The 20,346-nt window shown below is 45.5% G+C and carries 22 protein-coding genes and 4 pseudogenes; 12 read left to right on the forward strand and 14 right to left on the reverse strand.

Going from position 1 to position 20,346, the window contains the following annotated elements; genetic code table 11:
- Positions 1–542 precede the first annotated feature (542 nt).
- Positions 543–1,121 (forward strand): DUF4360 domain-containing protein, encoded by a 579-nt coding sequence (locus ACE1CM_RS33400; RefSeq protein WP_374883187.1) that lies wholly within the window; start codon positions 543–545, stop codon positions 1,119–1,121.
- Positions 1,122–1,201: 80 nt separating this feature from the next.
- Here the strand turns inward: ACE1CM_RS33400 and ACE1CM_RS33405 are convergent, their stop codons facing one another.
- From ACE1CM_RS33405 to ACE1CM_RS33415, 3 genes and pseudogenes are all read right to left on the reverse strand, one after another.
- Positions 1,202–1,621 carry an RNA-guided endonuclease TnpB family protein gene (locus ACE1CM_RS33405; protein WP_374883207.1) on the reverse strand — a complete coding sequence of 140 codons (420 nt, stop codon included), beginning with the start codon at positions 1,619–1,621 and terminating at the stop codon, positions 1,202–1,204.
- Positions 1,578–1,999 (reverse strand): annotated as a pseudogene (locus tag ACE1CM_RS33410) (RNA-guided endonuclease InsQ/TnpB family protein). Before ACE1CM_RS33410 ends, ACE1CM_RS33405 begins: the two are co-directional and overlap by 44 nt.
- Before the next feature lie 87 nt (positions 2,000–2,086).
- Positions 2,087–2,358 (reverse strand): annotated as a pseudogene (locus tag ACE1CM_RS33415) (RNA-guided endonuclease TnpB family protein); the annotation flags it as partial.
- 13 nt (positions 2,359–2,371) lie between these two features.
- Here ACE1CM_RS33415 and ACE1CM_RS33420 point away from each other — a divergent pair.
- The 7 genes and pseudogenes from ACE1CM_RS33420 to rdgB form a co-directional block, all read left to right on the forward strand.
- Positions 2,372–2,795, forward strand: a pseudogene (locus tag ACE1CM_RS33420) (zinc ribbon domain-containing protein); the annotation flags it as partial.
- Positions 2,796–3,227: 432 nt separating this feature from the next.
- The gene (gene ndhC, locus ACE1CM_RS33425; protein WP_226589840.1) at positions 3,228–3,590 is read left to right on the forward strand and encodes a photosynthetic/respiratory NAD(P)H-quinone oxidoreductase subunit C; all 363 of its coding nucleotides are present in this window, start codon (positions 3,228–3,230) and stop codon (positions 3,588–3,590) included.
- On the forward strand, positions 3,587–4,315 hold the full coding sequence (gene ndhK, locus ACE1CM_RS33430) for a photosynthetic/respiratory NAD(P)H-quinone oxidoreductase subunit K (RefSeq protein WP_374883188.1): 729 nt from the start codon (positions 3,587–3,589) through the stop codon (positions 4,313–4,315). The genes ndhC and ndhK overlap by 4 nt, the downstream gene beginning before the upstream one ends.
- On the forward strand, positions 4,308–4,808 hold the full coding sequence (locus ACE1CM_RS33435) for an NAD(P)H-quinone oxidoreductase subunit J (protein WP_374883189.1): 501 nt from the start codon (positions 4,308–4,310) through the stop codon (positions 4,806–4,808). The genes ndhK and ACE1CM_RS33435 overlap by 8 nt, the downstream gene beginning before the upstream one ends.
- A 438-nt stretch (positions 4,809–5,246) precedes the next feature.
- Positions 5,247–6,773, forward strand: coding sequence for an RNA-guided endonuclease TnpB family protein (locus ACE1CM_RS33440; protein WP_374883190.1), 1,527 nt, complete (start codon positions 5,247–5,249; stop codon positions 6,771–6,773).
- Positions 6,774–6,855: 82 nt separating this feature from the next.
- A complete protein-coding gene (locus tag ACE1CM_RS33445; protein ID WP_374883191.1) occupies positions 6,856–8,316 on the forward strand; it encodes a phosphoglucomutase/phosphomannomutase family protein in 1,461 nt (486 codons plus the stop codon).
- A gap of 170 nt (positions 8,317–8,486) precedes the next feature.
- Complete coding sequence (rdgB, locus tag ACE1CM_RS33450) at positions 8,487–9,086, forward strand: RdgB/HAM1 family non-canonical purine NTP pyrophosphatase (protein ID WP_374883192.1); 600 nt, start codon at positions 8,487–8,489, stop codon at positions 9,084–9,086.
- Between the two features lie 45 nt (positions 9,087–9,131).
- Here the strand turns inward: rdgB and ACE1CM_RS33455 are convergent, their stop codons facing one another.
- Positions 9,132–9,470 (reverse strand): P-II family nitrogen regulator, encoded by a 339-nt coding sequence (locus ACE1CM_RS33455; RefSeq protein ID WP_226589828.1) that lies wholly within the window; start codon positions 9,468–9,470, stop codon positions 9,132–9,134.
- A 373-nt stretch (positions 9,471–9,843) separates the two neighbouring features.
- Between ACE1CM_RS33455 and ACE1CM_RS33460 the strand changes: the two genes are divergently transcribed.
- The 3 genes from ACE1CM_RS33460 (at position 9,844) to ACE1CM_RS33470 (ending at position 12,549) form a co-directional block, all read left to right on the forward strand.
- Entirely contained in the window at positions 9,844–10,683 is an 840-nt protein-coding gene (locus tag ACE1CM_RS33460) for a cyclase family protein (RefSeq protein WP_374883193.1), read from the forward strand.
- A 306-nt stretch (positions 10,684–10,989) separates the two neighbouring features.
- Positions 10,990–11,871, forward strand: a complete 882-nt coding sequence (locus tag ACE1CM_RS33465; RefSeq protein ID WP_374883194.1) for an alpha/beta fold hydrolase — start codon at positions 10,990–10,992, stop codon at positions 11,869–11,871.
- 222 nt (positions 11,872–12,093) lie between these two features.
- Positions 12,094–12,549, forward strand: coding sequence for a DUF29 domain-containing protein (locus ACE1CM_RS33470; RefSeq protein WP_374883195.1), 456 nt, complete (start codon positions 12,094–12,096; stop codon positions 12,547–12,549).
- A gap of 69 nt (positions 12,550–12,618) precedes the next feature.
- Here the strand turns inward: ACE1CM_RS33470 and ACE1CM_RS33475 are convergent, their stop codons facing one another.
- The 9 genes from ACE1CM_RS33475 to ACE1CM_RS33515 all read right to left on the reverse strand — a co-directional run bounded on the left by ACE1CM_RS33475 (position 12,619) and on the right by ACE1CM_RS33515 (position 19,072).
- Entirely contained in the window at positions 12,619–13,095 is a 477-nt protein-coding gene (locus tag ACE1CM_RS33475) for a hypothetical protein (protein WP_374883196.1), read from the reverse strand.
- Positions 13,096–13,404: 309 nt separating this feature from the next.
- Complete coding sequence (locus tag ACE1CM_RS33480; RefSeq protein WP_374883197.1) at positions 13,405–14,247, reverse strand: DUF3153 domain-containing protein; 843 nt, start codon at positions 14,245–14,247, stop codon at positions 13,405–13,407.
- A gap of 68 nt (positions 14,248–14,315) precedes the next feature.
- Entirely contained in the window at positions 14,316–14,837 is a 522-nt protein-coding gene (locus tag ACE1CM_RS33485) for a hypothetical protein (protein WP_374883198.1), read from the reverse strand.
- A gap of 63 nt (positions 14,838–14,900) precedes the next feature.
- Complete coding sequence (locus ACE1CM_RS33490; protein ID WP_374883199.1) at positions 14,901–15,089, reverse strand: hypothetical protein; 189 nt, start codon at positions 15,087–15,089, stop codon at positions 14,901–14,903.
- 82 nt (positions 15,090–15,171) lie between these two features.
- Positions 15,172–15,396 (reverse strand): hypothetical protein, encoded by a 225-nt coding sequence (locus ACE1CM_RS33495; protein ID WP_374883200.1) that lies wholly within the window; start codon positions 15,394–15,396, stop codon positions 15,172–15,174.
- A gap of 452 nt (positions 15,397–15,848) precedes the next feature.
- Positions 15,849–16,580, reverse strand: coding sequence for a bifunctional 2-polyprenyl-6-hydroxyphenol methylase/3-demethylubiquinol 3-O-methyltransferase UbiG (gene ubiG, locus ACE1CM_RS33500; protein WP_374883201.1), 732 nt, complete (start codon positions 16,578–16,580; stop codon positions 15,849–15,851).
- Between the two features lie 92 nt (positions 16,581–16,672).
- Entirely contained in the window at positions 16,673–17,569 is an 897-nt protein-coding gene (argB, locus tag ACE1CM_RS33505) for an acetylglutamate kinase (protein ID WP_374883202.1), read from the reverse strand.
- Between the two features lie 308 nt (positions 17,570–17,877).
- Positions 17,878–18,456 carry a shikimate kinase gene (locus ACE1CM_RS33510; RefSeq protein WP_374883203.1) on the reverse strand — a complete coding sequence of 193 codons (579 nt, stop codon included), beginning with the start codon at positions 18,454–18,456 and terminating at the stop codon, positions 17,878–17,880.
- Between the two features lie 64 nt (positions 18,457–18,520).
- On the reverse strand, positions 18,521–19,072 hold the full coding sequence (locus tag ACE1CM_RS33515; protein WP_374883204.1) for a shikimate kinase: 552 nt from the start codon (positions 19,070–19,072) through the stop codon (positions 18,521–18,523).
- 361 nt (positions 19,073–19,433) lie between these two features.
- Between ACE1CM_RS33515 and ACE1CM_RS33520 the strand changes: the two genes are divergently transcribed.
- On the forward strand, positions 19,434–19,655 hold the full coding sequence (locus tag ACE1CM_RS33520; RefSeq protein WP_226592857.1) for a hypothetical protein: 222 nt from the start codon (positions 19,434–19,436) through the stop codon (positions 19,653–19,655).
- A 343-nt stretch (positions 19,656–19,998) separates the two neighbouring features.
- On the opposite strand, the pseudogene tnpA reads toward ACE1CM_RS33520, so the two are convergent.
- Positions 19,999–20,223 (reverse strand): annotated as a pseudogene (gene tnpA, locus ACE1CM_RS33525) (IS200/IS605 family transposase); the annotation flags it as partial.
- Positions 20,224–20,346 lie beyond the last annotated feature (123 nt).

The following is a 20,346-nucleotide window of genomic DNA, read 5'->3' on the forward strand; positions in this document are numbered from 1 at the left end:
CCTAATAGCAAAGTTCCGTGTAAAGCCGTCCTGGAAGGACGGGGTTTTAGACCCCATTTTTTTGATAAAAACCCGGAATATGCGCGTAAGTCTTGTATAAGTTAAATAACCAGGTACTGACAGTGGTTCAACACCACTCATCATCAACGAACCCGCCATCTGTGGCCTTTGTCCTGATGGTGTGCGGACTACTGTAGGAGAAGACTTTCTCAGGTCTCTCGTTTACCTACTGCTAAAGTTCAGAGATCTGGCAGAACTTTATTAGAGATTTTGCGGAACTTTTCTTGACTGGTATGTATCTTAAAAAGTAGCAGCAAATAAAGCTTTTAGTTATCCAGCTTTTCGCTCAAATCCATTGCTCGAAAAAGCCCTGAGCTAGTTACTCTAATTTAGCTCGTAATATTGAATTTGCTAGCTTTGCAATCTTCTATTTGGAGAAGTATTGCCTCAATTTTGCTTCTATTGTTCAGGGTAATCTTAACAGAAAAATTATTGTCAGGGTAATCTCCACAGAACACTTAATTATATTCAGGAGAACATCCATGAAGTTTGCCAAAGTATTAGTGGCCGCGATATTAATGTCCGCTTCCGCTGCGATTGCCCCCGCCTTGGCGCAGCAAGTTCAAATTATAAGCGCAACCTATGGTGGTACTGGTTGCCCCGATGGCTCTGCCAGTGTCAGCGTCAGCCCCGACGGTCAAGAATTAACCATTCTATTTGATAAGTTTGTAGCCCTGGGAAATAACGCAGCAGAAACCCGGAAAAGCTGTAATCTGACCATTCCCATCAAAGTACCCCAAGGCTTCCAAATTTCTCTCTACGATGCTGATTATCGTGGTTATGTAGCACCAGGAACCACTGGGAACTTAAGAGCAGAATACTTTTTTGCAGGCAGCCGCGGCCCAGTTTTTTCCCGGACTTTCACCGGCGAAACTAACTATAACGTTCGCGATAGCTTAGCGACTTTAGCTGATGTTTGGTCTCGCTGTGGTGACAGCATAAATATGCGCGTGAATGCTGCGATGACAGCCAGAGGCGCTGGAAGTGCCACCGTTGACTCCTTCGATTTGGCTCACCGCGGTTTGGTTTATCACATCAAATACCGCGCCTGCCGTCCCTAAGCTGCTCATACGCGATTGTGAGAGTGGGGGGCCTCCTCCACCCACATTCCACACCCTGGAGTGTCAAGGGGCTAAGGATTTTACGCTACAGGAGAGGTTGACATCCTCACCGGCGTGAACCCACGGTAATTCCTAAACCTGACGATGCGCGGTTTCTGCTTCATCGCACCTGCCTTGGGAGAATAGCTCTCCTGGGGTCTTACAGTCGCTCCACAGACTGACACGGCAAGCTCTGCCGCCAAAATGTTATTTGCCGCATTAATATCTCGGTCGTGGTGAGTTCCCCATTGCGGACATTCCCATTCACGAATATTTAGCGGCATTTTTTCAATGATGTGACCGCAGTTGCCACACCGTTTAGAACTCGGAAACCAACGGTCAATCTTGATTAAGGTACGACGATACCAGTCGCATTTGTACTCAAGCTGTCTGACCAACTCTCGCCAACTAGCATCGCTAATGGCCTGAGCGAGTTTCCGGTTCTTCATCATGTTTTTCACAGCTAAATCCAAGGGTGGCAATTACTTGGTTTTCGCGCACCAATCGAGTCGTTAGTTTGTCAAAATAATCAATTGTTGCATCAGCAATTTGCTGATGCACTTTTGCTACTAATAGCCGTGCTTTATGTCGATTGTTCGACCCTTTTTGCTTGCGGCTTATAGCTTTTTGTGCCCGTCTAAGTTGCGGTACTTTGCCTTGAACCCTTTGGGATTGACAATTTTCTCGCCAGTACTTAGGGCAAGCAAGCTGGTGATGCCCAAATCGATTCCAACTTGGTTGGGCGATGCGGGAAGTTTTTCGATTTCAACATTCACCAGTAAAGACACCGCACCACGACCAGAAGCGGAAAGCTTGACAGTGATAAGCTGCAAGAGCACCTAATTTGAGAGCCAAATTTTCCCTTCTTCTTGTGGGGTGGGCAGACTTGCCCGCCTCTTTATTGGATTTAAATGCTCCCGCAGCTTAGTGGATGGTCGGGCGCCAGAGGGCAACATCCGACGAAGAGCGAATCGGCAGCGGTTGAGTCCATTTGGCTCAGAATACTTGACCATCCCTAAACCTGAATGCCGACAGGCGTGAATTCAGCACTGCCGCCATTTCTCTTCTTCTTAAAAGCTGGATATTTAGCTTGACCTGCGAAGAAGTTATTAAATGGGGTTTGTAGATGGCGCAATCCCTGTTGTAATGGTACGCAGCTAACCTCGTTGAGGAAATCCAATTCTTTGGTTTTCTTCCACGCTCGTTAGCATTTAGCGGTCAAAAAAATGGTCAAAAAACCCAAAATATCGCGGGTTATATCCGAGGCGAGTTGGGGAGAAATGACCCGTCAGTTAAACTACAAATGTCGTTGGTACGGTAGGAATTATATCGAAATAGACCGATGGTTTCCGAGTAACAAGCGTTGTAGTTGTTGCGGGCATATCGTTGAAAAAATGCCCCTAAACATGCGTGAATGGGATGGCGCGAATTGTGGTAGTCACCATGACTCTGATGTGAACGCAGGTAAGAATATTTTGGCGGCAGGGGTTGCCCGTGTCAGTCTGTGGAGCGACCGTAAGACCCGAACAGAGTAAGTCTGTGAGGGCGGGTGCATTGAAGCAGAAACCGCGCCGAAGTGAGGTTTGGGAATCGCCGCGCTTCTCTTGCGGCGAGGATGTCAAGCTCACACTATAGCATTTAATCTGTGAACTACGCGCTGATGCTGTAAAGCCGTCCTATAAGGACGGGGTTTGGGACTCAAGGTCAGGACTTACGCAAGGGCGTTGGCAGAAACAAAGGTGAAGAGTTGATCTCTGGTTCCCAAACAAACGATTTTTCATATCACCTTAGTTTCTTTGCGTAAGTCCTAAAGGTTTTTGCTCGGCGATCGCCCCCAGATTTGTAGCCACGGCGATCGCTCATTTTGGGCAAGCTTTTTCAGCCCAAGGAGACTGAATTGAGCTTGGGCGCGCTATTTTTGTTTCGAGCAGCGATCGCCTCGTTTCCAGCAATCCCCCTGATAAGCTAGTTTGAGCAAACCGAAACCGAGTTGGCAAATCAAGGGCTTTTATAAAATGTAAAAGTAAGTAAGAATAAGTTTATTTAGCCCAAACGGTAGTAATCAACGTGTTTGTCCTCAGCGGCTATGAGTATCTACTAGGCTTCCTCATGGTATGCAGCCTAGTGCCTGCCCTTGCTCTTACAGCTTCTAAACTGCTCCGGCCTAGTCGTCGCGGCCCAGAGCGCCGCACCACCTACGAATCAGGCATGGAACCGATTGGCGGCGCTTGGATTCAGTTCAACATCCGCTACTATATGTTCGCGCTGGTTTTCGTTGTCTTTGATGTTGAGACTGTTTTCTTGTACCCCTGGGCGGTGGCCTTCCATCGGCTGGGTTTGTTGGCTTTTATTGAAGCTCTGATCTTTATTGCGATTCTGGTAGTTGCCCTTGTTTACGCTTGGCGCAAAGGAGCCTTGGAATGGTCATGAACGCTGATGCTGCTTATCAGCAGCAATTGAAGGAAAAAATTTTCAATCCGGTAGAACGCCCCACGGTGACGCAAGAGTTGTCGGAAAACGTGATTCTGACAACTGTTGATGACCTCTACGACTGGGTGAGACTGTCGAGTTTGTGGCCTTTGTTGTTCGGTACGGCTTGCTGCTTTATTGAATTTGCAGCTTTGATTGGTTCGCGATTCGATTTCGACCGCTTTGGTTTGGTTCCCCGTTCTAGCCCCCGGCAAGCCGATCTAATTATCACGGCGGGGACGATTACGATGAAGATGGCGCCTGCTTTGGTTCGCCTGTACGAGCAAATGCCCGAACCTAAGTATGTAATCGCGATGGGCGCTTGCACGATTACTGGCGGCATGTTTAGCGTGGATTCGCCAACGGCGGTGCGGGGCGTAGATAAACTAATTCCCGTCGATGTTTATATCCCTGGCTGTCCTCCGCGTCCAGAAGCAATTATGGATGCGATTATCAAGCTGCGGAAGAAGATTTCCAACGATTCGATCCAAGAGCGGTCAAAATTACAGCAAGTTCACCGCTATTACAGCACGACCCACAAAATGAAAGTTGTGCCGGATATTTTGACGGGTAAGTACCTACAAGCGCCGACTCGCGAAGCACCGCCGCAAGAATTGGCAGAAGCTTTCGGCTTACCCGTACCCGCCCTGGAGGCAGCCCAGAAGGAGGAAGTCAACCGTGGCTGAAGAGTCTCAAATTGTAGAAGCGGGTAAAATCTCCCGCTGGTTGACGGAAAACGGCTTTGAACACGAGTTTTTGGGGCCAGACCATTTAGGGGTGGAAATGATTAAAGTTCCTCCTGAATTTCTGATCCCGATTTCTACTGCTCTCTATGCCTACGGGTTTAATTGCCTCCAGTGTCAAGGGGGTTATGATGAGGGGCCAGGAGAGCAATTGGTCAGTTTTTACCACCTGATCAAAGTCAGCGATGATGCAGATCGTCCAGAGGAAGTGCGGGTAAAGGTTTTTCTGCCAAGGGAAAACCCGGTAGTACCTTCGGTGTACTGGATTTGGAAAACCGCAGATTGGCAAGAGCGGGAATCCTACGATATGTATGGGATTGTTTACGAAGGGCATCCGAACCTGAAACGGATTTTAATGCCGGAAGATTGGGTGGGTTGGCCTTTACGAAAGGATTACATTTCCCCCGATTTCTACGAGTTGCAAGACGCTTATTAAGGGTGGGGTGGGAGAGCGATCGCCGATCATTCGCCCCACCCAGACAAAAATGCGTTCGGCAAATCCCCCATCTGGGGGTTTTTTATTGCTGATGAATGTAATTAACGAACCACTCCAGGCACAGAGTACGCAGAGGTAAGAGAAAAGAAGAGAGAGGCAATATGGGATGGCGAAGGTAGTAAAAGCTTTCTTTTTGCCTCACAGCACCAAAACACTGGGTTTTTTGGCATTTTATTGCTGGAGGTACGACCTATAAATTGGATACACCTAAATAAAGTCGGGAGTCTGGTAGCCCCGTATTTTTAAATCGGGGCCCAAAGACGACGCGGCGGTTTTAACCGCCGTCACTTGTAATAACACAGATCATTATATAGAATCAATAATACCCAACCGACCTTACCAACATCCAAAAACAAATAAATTCAGGAGGTGATTTAATTGCCTCGCAGCAAAACAACATCTTTCATTACAGAATTGCCACTCAAAGTAGATAGCTATTCTGAATCAGAATTGCTATCTAGATTTCAAGCTGCTAGACAACTGTATAACGCTTGTCTATCAGAAGCAATTGTAAGAATGAATTTAGTTCGGCACTCCGAGATCTATCAATCAGCCAGAAAGATAACTAAAGAACAGAAGAAAAAACGGAGTGATGCTTTTACTCAGGCTCGGAAAAACTACAGATATTCAGACTACGAGATCCAAGCTTATGCCACAATTGTCAGCAATAAATCAAAATGGATAGCTGATAAGATTGATTCTAATACCCAGCAAACTTTAGCTACTCGCGCCTTCCGAGCAAGTGAAAGAGTTTTATTTGGAAACGCTAAAAATGTCCGATATAAAGCACCAAAGAGATTCAGAAGCATTGAAGGTAAAACTAACAAACAAGGACTTCGCTGGAAAGATAATCAATTAGTTTGGGGTAAGCTCAAGTTAAATCCCATAATTGACGAACATAATCCGGTTATACAACATGGATTGAAATCGCCAATTAAATACGTCCGTCTGTTATGGCAAGAACTTAACGGTCAAAAACGTTGGTATGTACAGCTAGTAAATGAAGGAGTGCCATATCAAAAAGAAAAAAACTATGTATCTGATGGCATCATTGGATTAGATTTGAATATTTGTAACATAGCTTTTGTTGGTGACAGACAAGCTGGATTACTACCCTTTGCTGACAAAGTACCAAGTTATGAACGCGAAATCAAAGCGTTGCAGCGTCAAATGCAGCGTCGAATGCGTGGGACTAATCCAGAAAACTATGAACCTGATTTTATTGGTAAGGTAGGACGTAAAGTTGTCGCTAAAAAGGGTAAACCTAAAAAAGGTAAACAAAAATGGAACAAATCGAAAAGTTATATAAAAGCAGCTATTAAGAAACGTGAAATTGAACGTAAAAAAGTTGCTTACGCTAAGTCTCAAAACCGGAAAATTGTTAATGAGATTCTGAGATATGGAAAACATATAAAAACTGAGAATGTTTCAGTCAAAGGCTGGCAAAAACGCTACGGTAAAGCTATTTCTGCTAAGTATCCAGGTTTTGTTCAATCCGAATTGAAGCGCAAGGCTGAAAGTGCTGGCGGTTCATTCATCAAATTTTCTACTCAAAAAACAGCCCTGGATCAAATTCATTTGAATGGGCAACGGATCAAAAAATACCTGTCTCAAAGAGTTCATTTTGATCAAACAGGGATTGTTATGCAGCGAGATTTATTCATTGCGTATTTGAGTAGATTTGTTAATGACGAAGATAACCTTCTATTGCATCTTGCTCAAAGTGAGTGGGAGAGGGCGGAGCCGCTCTTAATGCAGGCATGGAAGGAATTTCAAACAAACTGCGAACGAGTAAGCGAGTCCGAAAGTAGGCTGAGTCATTCATCCTTGGAGCAGTTCTGCATGAAGCTAAGAACAGTTAACCAGATAGCTATGGATGAGCGAAAAGTTAACTTTAATTCTTAGCCTGAATCCGCGCATCTGAGCGTGCGCGGAGTGGCTCAATCGGAACGTTGGTGTCATAATTGCAAGTGAGGCAGATCCGATCATGGTTCACCCATCCTCTGTGCCAATTGCCGTGAATCCGATCAAGTTTGGGACGGATGGCTGGCGAGGTGTTATTGCAGCAGATTTTACATTTGAGCGTGTGGCTCTGGTTGCACCCCTCGCGGCACAGGTATTGTTGAAAGTATACGGGGACACAACCGGAAACCGTACAATTATCGTCGGTCACGACCGGCGTTTTATGGCGGAACTGTTCGCCCGCACGGCGGCGGAGGCGATCCAAGCCGCAGGGTTTGATGTACTTTTAACAGAAACTTATGCGCCGACTCCGGCTTTTAGCTGGGCGGCTAAAAAATTAAACGCTTTGGGGGCGATTGTAATCACCGCCAGTCACAACCCCGGCATCTATTTGGGATTAAAGGTTAAGGGTGCATTTGGCGGATCGGTGCCGCCGGAAGTCACGCATCAGATTGAAGCGTTATTAGAGCAAAAATTGCCGCCTGTGGCATCTCCTGGCAGTTTAGAAATGTTCAATCCTTGGCCTAGTTACTGTGAAGGTTTGCGGGCTAAGGTTGATATCGAGAAGATCCGGGATGCGATTCGTGCCGATCAGCTGACTGTTTTTGCAGATGTGATGCACGGTGCGGCGGCGAGTGGACTGGGACAAATTCTGGAAGTGCCGGTGCAGGAAATTAATAGCTTACGCGATCCGTTATTCGAGGATGGCGCACCTGAACCCCTGCCGCGTTACCTATCCAAGTTGTTCCAAACGATTCAAACTCATCAAACTACTCACAAAGATAGTCTAGCAGTCGGATTTGTGTTTGATGGGGATAGCGATCGCATCGCCGCTGTAGACTCGAATGCTAATTTCCTCAGTTCCCAAATCCTGATCCCGATTTTGATCGCACACCTGGCAACGCGACGGGGTATGACTGGCGAAGTGATCAAAACCGTCAGCGGTTCCGATTTGATGCCGAAAGTGGCGGCGTTATACAAACTACCCGTGTACGAGACGCCCGTTGGCTATAAATATATCGCCGATCGGATGAACGAAACTGCTGTTTTAATCGGTGGCGAGGAGTCGGGCGGCATTGGTTATGGCACTCACATTCCCGAACGAGATGCTTTGCTGTCGGCATTATACGTGCTGGAAGCTATTGTTGAATCTGGCTTGGATTTGAGCGATCTGTATCGCCGTTTACAGGAGCAAACCGGCTTTTTTGCCGCCTACGATCGCATCGATCTGCCTTTGGCAGGGATGGACGTGCGATCGCGCCTCCTCGATCAACTCCAAACAAAACCCTTGACAGAAATCGCCGGACGTGCTGTCGTTGATTGCAATAAAATTGACGGCTATAAATTCCGTTTAGACGATGGTAGCTGGTTGATGATTCGCTTTAGCGGCACGGAACCGCTTTTAAGGTTATACTGCGAAGCTGCTACTTTAGAGCAGGTGCATCAGACTTTAGATTGGGCTAAAAGTTGGGCAAATTCTGTTTAATTGGTAATGGCGTTCCCAGGCAGATCCGTGGGAACGAGGGTAATAGGTAATCGGTAATGGGTGATGTTGGATTTGAGATGCCAGGATACAAGAATTACACTTAAATCTTCTATAATCTACAATTACCAATTACCAATTACCCATTACCCATTACCCATTACCCATTACCAATGACCGATTCTAAATTGTTAGTCGTAGCGACTGGAAATCCAGGGAAGCTCTTAGAAATCCAGGCTTATTTAGAAGGTTTGGATATAGAATTGGCGCTCAAACCCGATGAACTGGAAATTGAGGAGACGGGTGACACTTTTTTAGCCAACGCTTGTTTGAAGGCGTCTCAAGTAGCAATGGCTACCGGGGAGTGGGCGATCGCAGACGACTCCGGTTTAGAAGTCGATGCGTTAGATGGCGCACCGGGTATATATTCGGCGCGTTATGGTAAAACAGACCCAGACCGGATCGAAAGGCTGCTGATGGAATTGGGTAACGAATTAAACCGACAAGCCCAGTTTGTTTGTGCGATTGCGATCGCGAGTCCCGATGGTTCTATTGCCCTACAAGCTGAAGGTGTTTGTCAAGGGGAAATTTTGCACGCCCCTCGCGGTAGCAATGGCTTTGGCTACGATCCTATATTTTATGTACCCGAAACGCAAATGACTTTTGCTGAAATGCCCCCCCAAGTCAAGCATGAAATCAGCCATCGAGGTCAAGCCTTTAAAGCCTTGCTACCGCAATTGCAGATTTTAGATTGGGTAATAGGTAATAGGTAATAGGTAATGGCAGAACAACCAATTACCAATTACCAATTACCATTCTTAGATTGCTTCGGTGTTCTTTTCTCCAGTCCTGATCCGCACGACTTGCTCGACGGGCGAGATGAAAATCTTGCCATCGCCGATTTCCCCTGTGCGAGCAGCGGCGATAATTTTGTCAACTACTAGATCGACTTGATCGTCTTCTACTACCACCTCAATTTTGAGCTTTTGCAGAAACTCAACGGTGTACTCAGAACCGCGATAGCGTTCGGTTTGACCTTTCTGGCGTCCAAATCCTCGCACTTCAGAAACCGTCATCCCCACAATGCCAGCATTAACTAGCGCGATTTTGACTTCGTCGAGTTTAAAGGGGCGAATAATTGCTTCAACTTTCTTCAATTTCCTGACTCCTCAGTTCGGTTCTATTCGTTTCTCTATTTAACAGTTTGACAACGGCAAAATCTGAGAGCTTTCTTTTCCACTTTAGGAAAAATTGCCTCCAGATAACGTTAAATAATATTATATTTTTAGCTTTGAGCCGACGCGAGTGCCTACACTGGCTGTTGCTGCTTGTCTCCCTGAACGCACGGTTTGAGACTACCCGATCCTGGGTCGCCCTTTAGTATGACGGCAAATGGTTAGTTTTTTGTAGCAGTTAATACTTTTTTAACTGAGTGATAGATTGCTAAAGATTAAGGCGATGCGATCGCATTACCCTTTTCTCCAATGCCATGCCTTATGATTTTTGTCAACCCATTTATTGGAGGGCAGAATGAAACTCGTCAAAATGGCTGTGGGCGGAATGCTGATAGTAGGATTAGGGGGCGTGGCTGTTGTAGCGCAGACAAAACAAACCCAACAATCCAGTCTGGCAGAAGCTTACCAAATCATCAAAAGCAAGCAATTTGTTGACCTCACCCACGCCTTTGAACCGGGAATTCCCCGTTGGAAAGGCTTTCCCGACGAAAAGCGCGAAACGCTTTATTGGTACGAACCAGGTGTAGGCAAGTTGGGTTCTGGCTTCTGGGCTGAGTATTTTTGCCACGTCGGACAGTGGGGAACTCACGTAGACCCGCCTGCCCATTTTATCAAGGGATTGCGTACCGTCGATCAGCTTGAACCTAAAGAAATGATCCTGCCGCTGGTAGCGATCGATGTCCACGAAAAGGTTGCCAAAAATCCCGATTACACGATTACGATGGAAGACGTGAAGGCTTGGGAAGCAAAGCACGGTACGATTCCAGAGGGCGCATTTGTAGCAATGCGAACCGACTGGTCGAAACGCTGGCCTAATCGGGAAGCAATGCAAAACCGAGATGCCCAAGGCATCGCGCACTATCCAGGTTGGAGCATGGAGGTGCTTAAATACCTCTACGAAGTGCGAAAAATTACTGCTTCTGGTCACGAACCCACTGATACAGATCCCGGTATTGCAACGAGCAGAAATGATTATTCCCTGGAAACTTATATTCTGAAACAAAACCGCTACCAGATTGAATTGCTGACCAATTTGGATAAAGTACCGGAAGCAGGAGCGTTAGTAGTAGTATCATTTCCTAAACCCAAAAACGGATCTGGATTTCCAGCACGAGTTTTTGCTATTTTGCCGTAATCGGTAATGGGTAATCGGTAATTGGTAATTGGTACTTATACTAAAAACCCAGTTTCTGTGTAAGTTTTGTTTTTCTAATTTTAAAAACACATTGCTCGAAAGATTATTCAGCTCAAGTCAGGGTGCATCGGTTGCGTATAGTTGCTCCAGGAATTACACAAAGAAACCGGGTTTCTAGGTCGCCCAAGCGTAAGTCCTGTTATCGTTTTGTAGGGGCGAGATAACTTGAATAAACCCGCCCCCAAGGAAACTGAAGCAACCGGACATAATATCATACCTATTACCAATTACCCATGACCAAATTCTATGTTTGATAATTTTGAAAAATCCCTAATCGATACCAGCGGCGCAACAATTAACCTGGTCAAGGGAGGGAAAGGATTTCCTCTACTGCTGCTGCATGGTTATCCCCAAACTCACTTAATGTGGCATAAAATTGCGCCTCTCCTAGCTAGAGATTTTACCATTATTGTGCCTGACTTGCGCGGATATGGGGATAGTTCAAAACCCGAAGGCGGGACGAATCATATTAATTATTCAAAACGCGCAATGGCGCAAGACCAAGTTGAGGTGATGTCTAAACTAGGCTATGAAGAATTTTACTTAGTCGGACACGATCGCGGGGGTAGGGTAGCACACCGAATGGCTTTGGATCATCCTAACCGAGTGAAAAAATTGGCTGTTCTCGATATCGTGCCTACCTATAAAATGTATGCTACCACGAATAAAGAATTTGCCACGGCTTACTATCACTGGTTTTTTTTAATTCAACCCTACGATTTGCCAGAAACTTTAATTGGGTCTAATCCAGAATACTGGTTAAGCAAAGCTTTAGAGGCGTGGAGTCGTAACAACCTATCGGCGTTTCCCCCAGAAATATTAGGGGAGTACCTGCGCTGTTTTAGCAACCCAGAAACGATTCATGCTACCTGCGAAGATTATCGCGCTGCTGCTACTATTGACCTGATTCACGACGAAGCAGATATGAATCAAAAAATTGCCTGTCCTTTGCTAGCTTTATGGGGCGGAAAAGGTTTTGTCGGACGCAGTTATGATGTCCAGGAAAGTTGGCGAGAAAGGGCTAGTAACGTCAGGGGTAAAGCTTTACCCTGCGCGCATTTTCCGGCTGAAGAAGTTCCAGAAGAAACTTATCAAGCATTGTATGAGTTTTTGGTTAATTCAAAGTAGGGACACGGCGTAGAATCAATTTTGGTTGATCCCAAAAGATTATAAAATGCCGTGTCCCTACTTGGGCAACCAGGAGAATCAATTTTGGTTGATACCAAAAGATTATAAAATGCCTTGTCTCTACTTGGGCAACCAGGAGAATCAATTTTAGTTGATCCCAAAAGATTATAAAATGCCGTGTCCCTACTTGGGCAACCAGGAGAATATATCAGGAGGTTTTTTATGAACCCAACTAAGATGGCTCAAGAACTTGCCGAACTTTACGAAACCGACTTGGCTCAATGGATTGACAAAACAGTCCAATTGCTGGAAGAACAACGGTTCGCAGAAATTGACTTAAAAAACTTAATAGATGAAGTTGAATCATTAGGTAAGCGTGATAAACGAGAAATTCAAAACCGATTGATTGTGTTGCTAATGCATTTACTCAAGTACGCATACCAGCCAGAAAAACGCAGCACCAGTTGGCTTTCCACAATCAACGAACAGCGAAGGCAAATTGTTCTTGTTTTACAAGATAGTCCAAGCTGGAAAAATTACCTGACCGAAAATTTTGCTGATTGCTACGCCAAAGCTGGACGAGAAGCAAGGGACGAAACTGGACTGTTAATCAAAACTTTTCCTGAAGAATGCCGCTTTGCTGAAGTGGATGTGCTGACTGAGGGTTGGTTACCGTGAAAGCAATTATCCTGCACCAGATGTTACGAGATTCGCGCCATCAAAGTTTAGATTTAATTTAAAAAATATCTACTGTTGACTAACGGTGCAACTAGAGAGCGTGGTAGTCCAATTGCCTCTATCTGGACATCCAGATGAGCCAACTCGGATTAAAATGGCTGTTGGTTGACTAGATCCAGAAGCCGTCAGTAAAACACGATTGGCGTCGTTACTAATATCCCCTAAAATATACTGACTTGGTGAATAACTGACCCGAACTTGTTGACCGGATAGTTGACCTAGCAGGGGAATTCCGATTTGCGGCTGTATCCTCAATAAATTGCCATTCTGGGTAACAGATATGCCATATTTACCGTTTTTTTGTCGCACTTTTGGATCGGGATCGATAGAAGCCATCACCCACTGACCTGTGAGGCTGCGAGGGACATTAATATTGGGTTGAGTAGTGCGAGAAGGTTGAGCAATGGTGCGGTGAGCGGTAATAGGTAAAGTAATTAGAGCGATCGCACTCACTTTAATCGCCGTTTTCGCTAATTGCAAATTCATATTATTCCAGCAAGTATCTTGTTCTTCAGGCTTTCACTGCTGTAGATCGTGCAACGAGTTAATCTATTAACTTTTGCACGATGTTCGTTACAGCCTCTATTCCTCAAGTTAGTAGACAGGACTTACGCAAACACCAAAGTTTCTATGAAAAATCGCTTTAGAACTAGAGATCGCAGCAAGAAACAAAGGTGATAGGTTAGTCTTGCGTTACAGCCTCTATTCCTCAAGTTAGTAGAAAGTTGTGAAAACCCTGTGAAAACCTGGATTAAGTTTTCTTAAGGGTTTTGGTTGAGCAACAACGATGAGATTTTAGGCTGCGGCGCGGGTAGGCTTTTTAGCCACCCCTAGCCCACGATTGTATTTTAAATAAATCCCTGCGGCGACAAATAGGGCAATGATAACAGCACCAATTCCCAAAGGATTGGGTAACCAAAATATTGCCTCTAAATGATTAATTTTACCGGGTTGAAGATGCCAAATTAGCTGATGTCCTTGGTTTTGGCTTTCTGGTTTAATAGCTTTTTCACCTTTAGCAATGCTGCGCGCGCCCCAAGGTGTATTGAGGTGAAACTCCAGATCTAAAAGCGAACCGGGATCGACTATAACGCTACCATCAGAAGCAATACGGGAAAGCGATCGCAAGTCCAAGTCGTAACTCAACCGATTTCGCAGCAACAGCAATAAGTTATTCTGTTTTAAGCTAAGGTTAGACTTAATTTCAGGCAAATCTGTATTAGCCGTGACAGCAGGTTGTTTCTTTCCCTTTTCCGTCGCGTTGAAAAACTGGTTAAACTTCTGCTCTAATTCGGCACCATAATAAAAAGGAATCGTCACCGTTAATTCGGTATCGGAAATCCGCTGGCTTTTCCCTTGTAACTGCTTAGCCCGAACTTCCAGACTATTTAACCATTCTTGTGCCGTTTTCGGACTCAACGTAGTGAATTGTTCTCCCAGTTTGATAGATTGTACGATCGCGCCCTGGTTTGGACTATCAAAACTCACATCCAGGTCGTAATCCACACACCCAACTAGCAACAGCGAGGCTATCAATACAATTAACAGCAGCCGCGTTTGCACCACAAAGCCGCGAATACCCCGCCTCACGCCAAAAATAGCCTGACTTACCGCTAAAACAGTTCGTTTTAAGAGCATTTGCCTTACTCCGCTTCTTTTCATCCCGGTTCGTGCGTCTCTGCGGTTCATTTTAGGCTGATTTTGGCTTAGCTTAGCCACCATAACCCAACTAAAGTTATGGCGATTGCCGCCAACGCCACCCAAATAAATAGATTATCCTTTGTATTCACCTGGCTGAGATCCACAGGTTCTGGTTGAGGACGGCTACGCGGCTTCGACTTAACTGGCGCAGCAGCGCGTCCTAAGCGAGTTTCTGCCGCATTATCTGGCAAAGACGCCAGATCTGGAATTTGAGTCAGCCATTCGGGACGGCGGTTGAGCTGCGGTGCTTCTAGGATATAACGCAAGCGGCGACCTTGCTTGCGGGTTTCGTAACTGGGATGGTGTTCTAGTTGGGTGCAGAGTGCAATAGCTTCCTGTCTTTGTCCCGCTGCTTCATACGCCGTCACCAGCCAAATTTGCACCTCGCCTCCCAAGCGCGAGTTCCTTTCTACCAAAGCAGCTGCCTTTTCTAAGCATTGCACCGACTGGCGATACTGACCTCGTTCAAACGCCGCTTTGCCAGCTTGGTACTCGGTTTTGACGATTTCTAAACTTTCTTGACTCATCTGGGTAGAGTAATGACTGTGAAGATCGTAACCTTTCTTAACAGTTTTTAGATGAAGAACAGCTTACTTAGGACTGACGCGCGAGAAGACCATCACCTTTGTTTCTTCGTCGTTCGCGCAGCGGAAGGGAGGCATATCTCTAGTTTCCTTGCTCAACGATTCATAGAAACTTTGGTGTTTGCGGGGTTTCTTGATGCGTTCGCGCCAGCTAGGGTATGCATATCTCTCGTTGCCAAACCGACGATTTTTCATAGAAACCCGGTTTGTTTGTGTAGGTTCAGTTCAGTCCATTGTGCTGACGGCGTTGTAGGGATAGCTCTCGCCTATCCTAACATTACTTAACAGTGTTTAATATCTTACTATGGTCGGATGGTGGTGGCGAGGTCTGCTGCGATCGCAGCTTCTGTAATAGCTGGAGATTTTCTGCAATTAGCTGGCGTACCTCTTGCAACTCTAGCTGCGTAGTCATGCGCGCCAGTATTTTATTAATTTTGAGCAACTGGTAAACCAGACTATTTACCTGATTTTTCAGATTTTTAATCTCTTTTTCATTGTTCATCGGTCTTTACTCCTTTATCAGCAATTGCAAATGCCATACCCTTGTAATGGCAGGATGTTCTGTGAGCAAACCTACCAGCCAAAGCAAGTTTGCTCATACCAAGCCAGTTTAACCGCGATACAAATACTTCCGGCTAATGGCTAACAGCTAATCGCTAATTGTAGGATTTCGCAGCGCTTAGCAATTAGCAAAAAAGCCACGTTTATTTGTACCGTTCATTTCGTCAAATGGTATCACTATTGTTTGTTTAATGTCTACCCTGACGCTTGTTAGGGTAATAGGTTCAGGTTCATTTGCCCTAACACAAGTCAGGCTAACGAGCGTTAGGGCAAAACGAGCAATGAAAGCTACAATCCTCTATTTTTCCAGGGGCACGGCGTCGAATAACTTTTGATTTTTACCAAAAAGTTATACTGTGCCGTGCCCCTACAGTCTGAAATTTATTTCAGCGCTTATTTAACCGCTTTACCAATATAATTTATTGAATCATCCTCATTTATTTTGATTGGCACAACTCCAGTTTTCCAATAATTTATGTAATTAAATAACTTTAACTTCAAACCATCACCAAAAATATCAAAACCTTTAATATCGATATTTTTAAATCCCGCAGCTTGTAACCATTCAGTTAACTCTTCTGGCTGAATAAACTTATTCCAATCATGAACGCCCCGCTCGATTTGCCTCAAAATATTTTCCAATAGCCAAATCATCACCAATTTTGACTTAAAAGTTCTGTTAATAGTGTCAAATAAAAACAATCCATCTGGCTTTAATACCCTGTAAACTTCTGAAATAACTTGCTCTACATTTTCTACATGTTCTAGAACATCAACGCATACCACCACATCAAATGTAGCATCGCCGTAAGGAATATTTTCAGCAACAGCCTGCCGATAATCTATTTTAAATCCACTACTTTCGGCGTGTTTTTGAGCAGCTTGAATGCATTTAGCCGACTGGTCTATCCCCGATACCAATACACCCCTCGCTGCCATAAATTCACAGGAAAAACCCCCGCCACAGCCGACATCTAAGGCTTTTAAGCCTTGCCAATTAGAAACATATCTATCAAAAAATTCAAATCGGGGTTTATTTATATGATATAATGTATAAACTTTTTCCTTGGGATTCCACCATCGCTCTGCATATAAATCATAAAATTCCAAGTTATTTTTTTTCATATTTAGTTATTTTTTGGTAGTAGCGCTTCTGCAAAGAAACCGGGTTTCTGTGACTAGATATCTCCGCAGAAACCGGGTTTCTCAATCCGTGACTACTGCTTGATAAACTCAGAGGCGACGATCATCGAACCAATCCCAGCGTCGGTAAAAATTTCCAACAGTAGGGCGTGGGGAATTCGACCATCGATAATGTGGGTAGCGCGGACGCCTTGAGCGAGACTCCGCACGCAACAATTTACTTTCGGAATCATTCCCCCAGACACCACACCCGAAGAAATTAGATTTCGCGCTTCTTGAATATCCACCTTGGCAATTAGGGTAGACGGGTCTTTGTAATTTCTCAAAATCCCTGCCGTATCGGTGAGCAAAATTAGCTTTTCCGCCCCTAAAGCTGCTGCCAATTCTCCAGCTACGGTATCGGCGTTAATGTTATACGCTTGCCCCGTTTCGTCTGCCGCGACGCTGGATACAACGGGAATATAGCCGCTTTTAACCAGGGAGTCTATAAGCTTGATATTGACATTGCTGACTTCACCCACAAAGCCAATGCCCTCACGACCTTCTGGACGGGCTTTAATCAAATTGCCATCTTTGCCGCAAAGACCAACGGCACAACCACCAGCTTGGTTAATTAGGGAGACAATTTCTTTATTCACCCGACCGACTAAAACCATTTCCACCACGTCCATTGTGGGGGCATCGGTCACCCGCAGACCGTCTTTAAATTGCGGTTCAATTCCCAACTTATCCAGCCAAGAATTGATTTCCGGACCGCCGCCGTGTACGACTACAGGACGCAGCCCTACGCAGGATAAGAATACAACGTCGCGGATTACTTTATCTTTGAGCGTGCTATCTTTCATTGCCGCACCGCCGTACTTGACGACGATGGTGCGACCGGCGAATTGTTGGATATAGGGGAGTGCTTCGCTGAGTACCCGCACGCGCATGGCCTCAGCTTGTTGGATGTAATCGGACTCTTTGAGCATGACCAGCTCGGTTAAAAATAATTAAGGCACGACTGTAGTTTAAATTACCAATCTGGCTGTGAGGAAGTTTTTCCCACTTGTTTCAAGATTTGGTAATGGGTGACCCCCCTACAAGAGGGGAAGACAAGGAATAAAGTTTGTTGATCGTGGGTCATGGGAGATGGACTTACGCCCGGGGGGGCAGAAACCGGGTTTCTATGAAAAATCGTGGCTTTGGAACCAAAGATCGCAGCAAGAAACCCGGTTTCTAGGATCGTCGTTTTTCCTAGAAACCGGGTTTCTTTGTCTTGCCCTATCCTCTTAAACGCTCAGTTTTCAGGATTTATGGGTGGCTTCAGCACGGTGGGAATGGTTTCTATGATTCGTGCTGCGATTTGTGCGGGTGTTTCCTCGTGGGTAACGGTGATGCGGAGGTCCGCTTGGGCATAAAGTCGCTGTCGTTGAGCTAGGCGCGTTTGTAACTCACCCGCTGGGTCGGGAACTTGCAGCAGAGGTCGGGTTATATCGCCAGCCAAGCGAGATAACAGTATTTCCACGGGTACGTCGAGCCAAACTACCAAACCTTGTTGCAAATAGCTCCAATTTTCCCGGCGCACGACGATACCGCCACCTGTTGCGATCGCTAATCTCGTATATGCCGACAGTTCTCCCAGTACCTTGCTTTCTAACTCCCGAAAGCCTTCTTCCCCGTCACTTTTAAAAATATCGTTAATCGATTGACCAGCTACTTTCTCAATCACCGCATCTGTATCGCAAAACCCGTAACCCATTTTAGCTGCGAGGAACCGCCCCACGGTTGTTTTACCAGATCCCATCATGCCAATTAGGTAGAGATTGATTCCTCTTAAAAGATCCCTTACCCGTTCTGCTGTATCCGCTATCTGCATCGGTATCTGCTATCTGCATCAAAACTAGCATCTAGTTTACCTGGAATTAGAGCGGCTCTAAATTTTACGTAATTCTGGCGATGGCTTCTATGATTCGTGCTACAATTCGTTCGGCTGTTTCGTTCTTGGTAACGGTGATCCAGAGGTCAGCTTGGGCATAAAGTGGCTCTCGTTGATCCCGGAGCCTTTTTAACTCGCCCACTCGGTCGGAAACTTGCAGCAGAGGTCGGTTTGTATCCTCAGCTAAGCGAGATAACAGTATTTCCACCCGAGGAACATGCAGCCACACCACCAGACCTCGTCGCAGATAGTTCCAATTTTCCTCCCGCAGGATGATACCGCCACCTGTTGCGATCGCTAATCTCGTATATGCCGACAGTTTCCTCAGTACCTTGCTTTCCCTTTCCCGAAAGCCTTTTTCGCCCTCACTGTTAAAAATATCCTTAATCGATTTGCCAGCTTCTTCCTCAATAACCGCATCTGTATCGCGAAACTCGTAACCCATTTCAGCCGCGAGGAACCCCCCCACGGTTGTTTTACCAGATCCCATCATGCCAATTAGGTAGAGATTGAATCCTCTTGGCAGATCCCTTTGAGCTGTGTCGGCTATCTGCATCGGTATCTGCTATCTGCATCAAAACTAGCGTCTAGTTTACCTGGTATTAGAGCCGAGCTTAATTTTACGTAATTTTACGGTCAGTAACAACCCGGAAATTTTACGTAATTTTACGTTCAGTATAAACCTCTGGTGAGCGGTTATTTACAGAAGCTTTATAAAAAATTAATCGATTTTTGCAGAAAAACTGCCTACAATTCGATCAAAATTTAAGTTTCAAACAAAAAAAGAGCTTGACTGGGGTCATCCCCAGTCAGCTAAAATACAGCAAATATACTTAGTGATGTTCCCGCCAGCGACTTGAGTTCAGTAGTTTTACTTATCAGCTTTTTAAATGTTTCGCTTTTTGTGGGTGATCGCCATGTTTTTAATCCGTGAAGTTGTCCAACAGGCTCTTACCACTGGCTATCTGACTGTTGAAGCAGAAGAGCAACTGCGACACCTGTTGCAGAAAAAGTATGACTTGGACGATCTCGATGCCTTTGTGAACTTGCAGCAAGCTGCCATGTCCGGTTTGGTGAAGCAAGAGTCGCGTGAATTAAGAATATCTGGACAAATTTCCCTGAGCAATTCTACTGTCTGACAATGCGGTGGTGAAGCTATAGCTTGACTTGAGTTGAAAAATCCCATCACCCATGACCCATGACCCAAGTCTAAGGGGTTTGACCCCCTTAGCACGTTAGTGCAACAGGTGCCAGATTAAATAAAAATCGCACTGCGGTTGAGGAAAAACTAATTATGGGATTGGTCAGGGATGTTACCAGCTGCTCAACCAGCGTGGTCAGAGAACTAGACAGGCACCTGATCGCTCAGATAAACCTCATCGTGCCCAACGTTCTTGTTAGTTTTATCAAATAAGACGAGAAGCACAAAACCCCCGTCGTTCACGCGGGGGATGTAGTGTTCACTTTGACTTTTAAGTCCCGTCAAGTAACATCGTGGTGACGCTGTTCCTCAATATATCTTCGCACAGTTTCGCTACTAACATTGCCAGCAGTGGAAACAAAATAAGAGTGAGTCCAAAGGCTAGGAAGCTTGAGTAAATGGGGAAACTCTTGCCGCAAATACCTGGAGCTTCTACCTTTAATGGCATTGGCAACCTTGTGCGCTGGTACGGTAGGGGGAACGTTGACAAACAAATGGTTAGAGTCGAACGAGTAGTCACCTACCCGAACTCTCCTTCAAAACCGGACGTGAGACTTTCACCTCATCGGCTCCTCGTTTGTTTGGCACTTGTCATGTGTACCGCTTTCCGGTGTTTCAGGATTAGGGGA

It is taken from the genome of Microseira sp. BLCC-F43 (assembly GCF_041929235.1).
GTDB lineage: Bacteria > Cyanobacteriota > Cyanobacteriia > Cyanobacteriales > Aerosakkonemataceae > Microseira.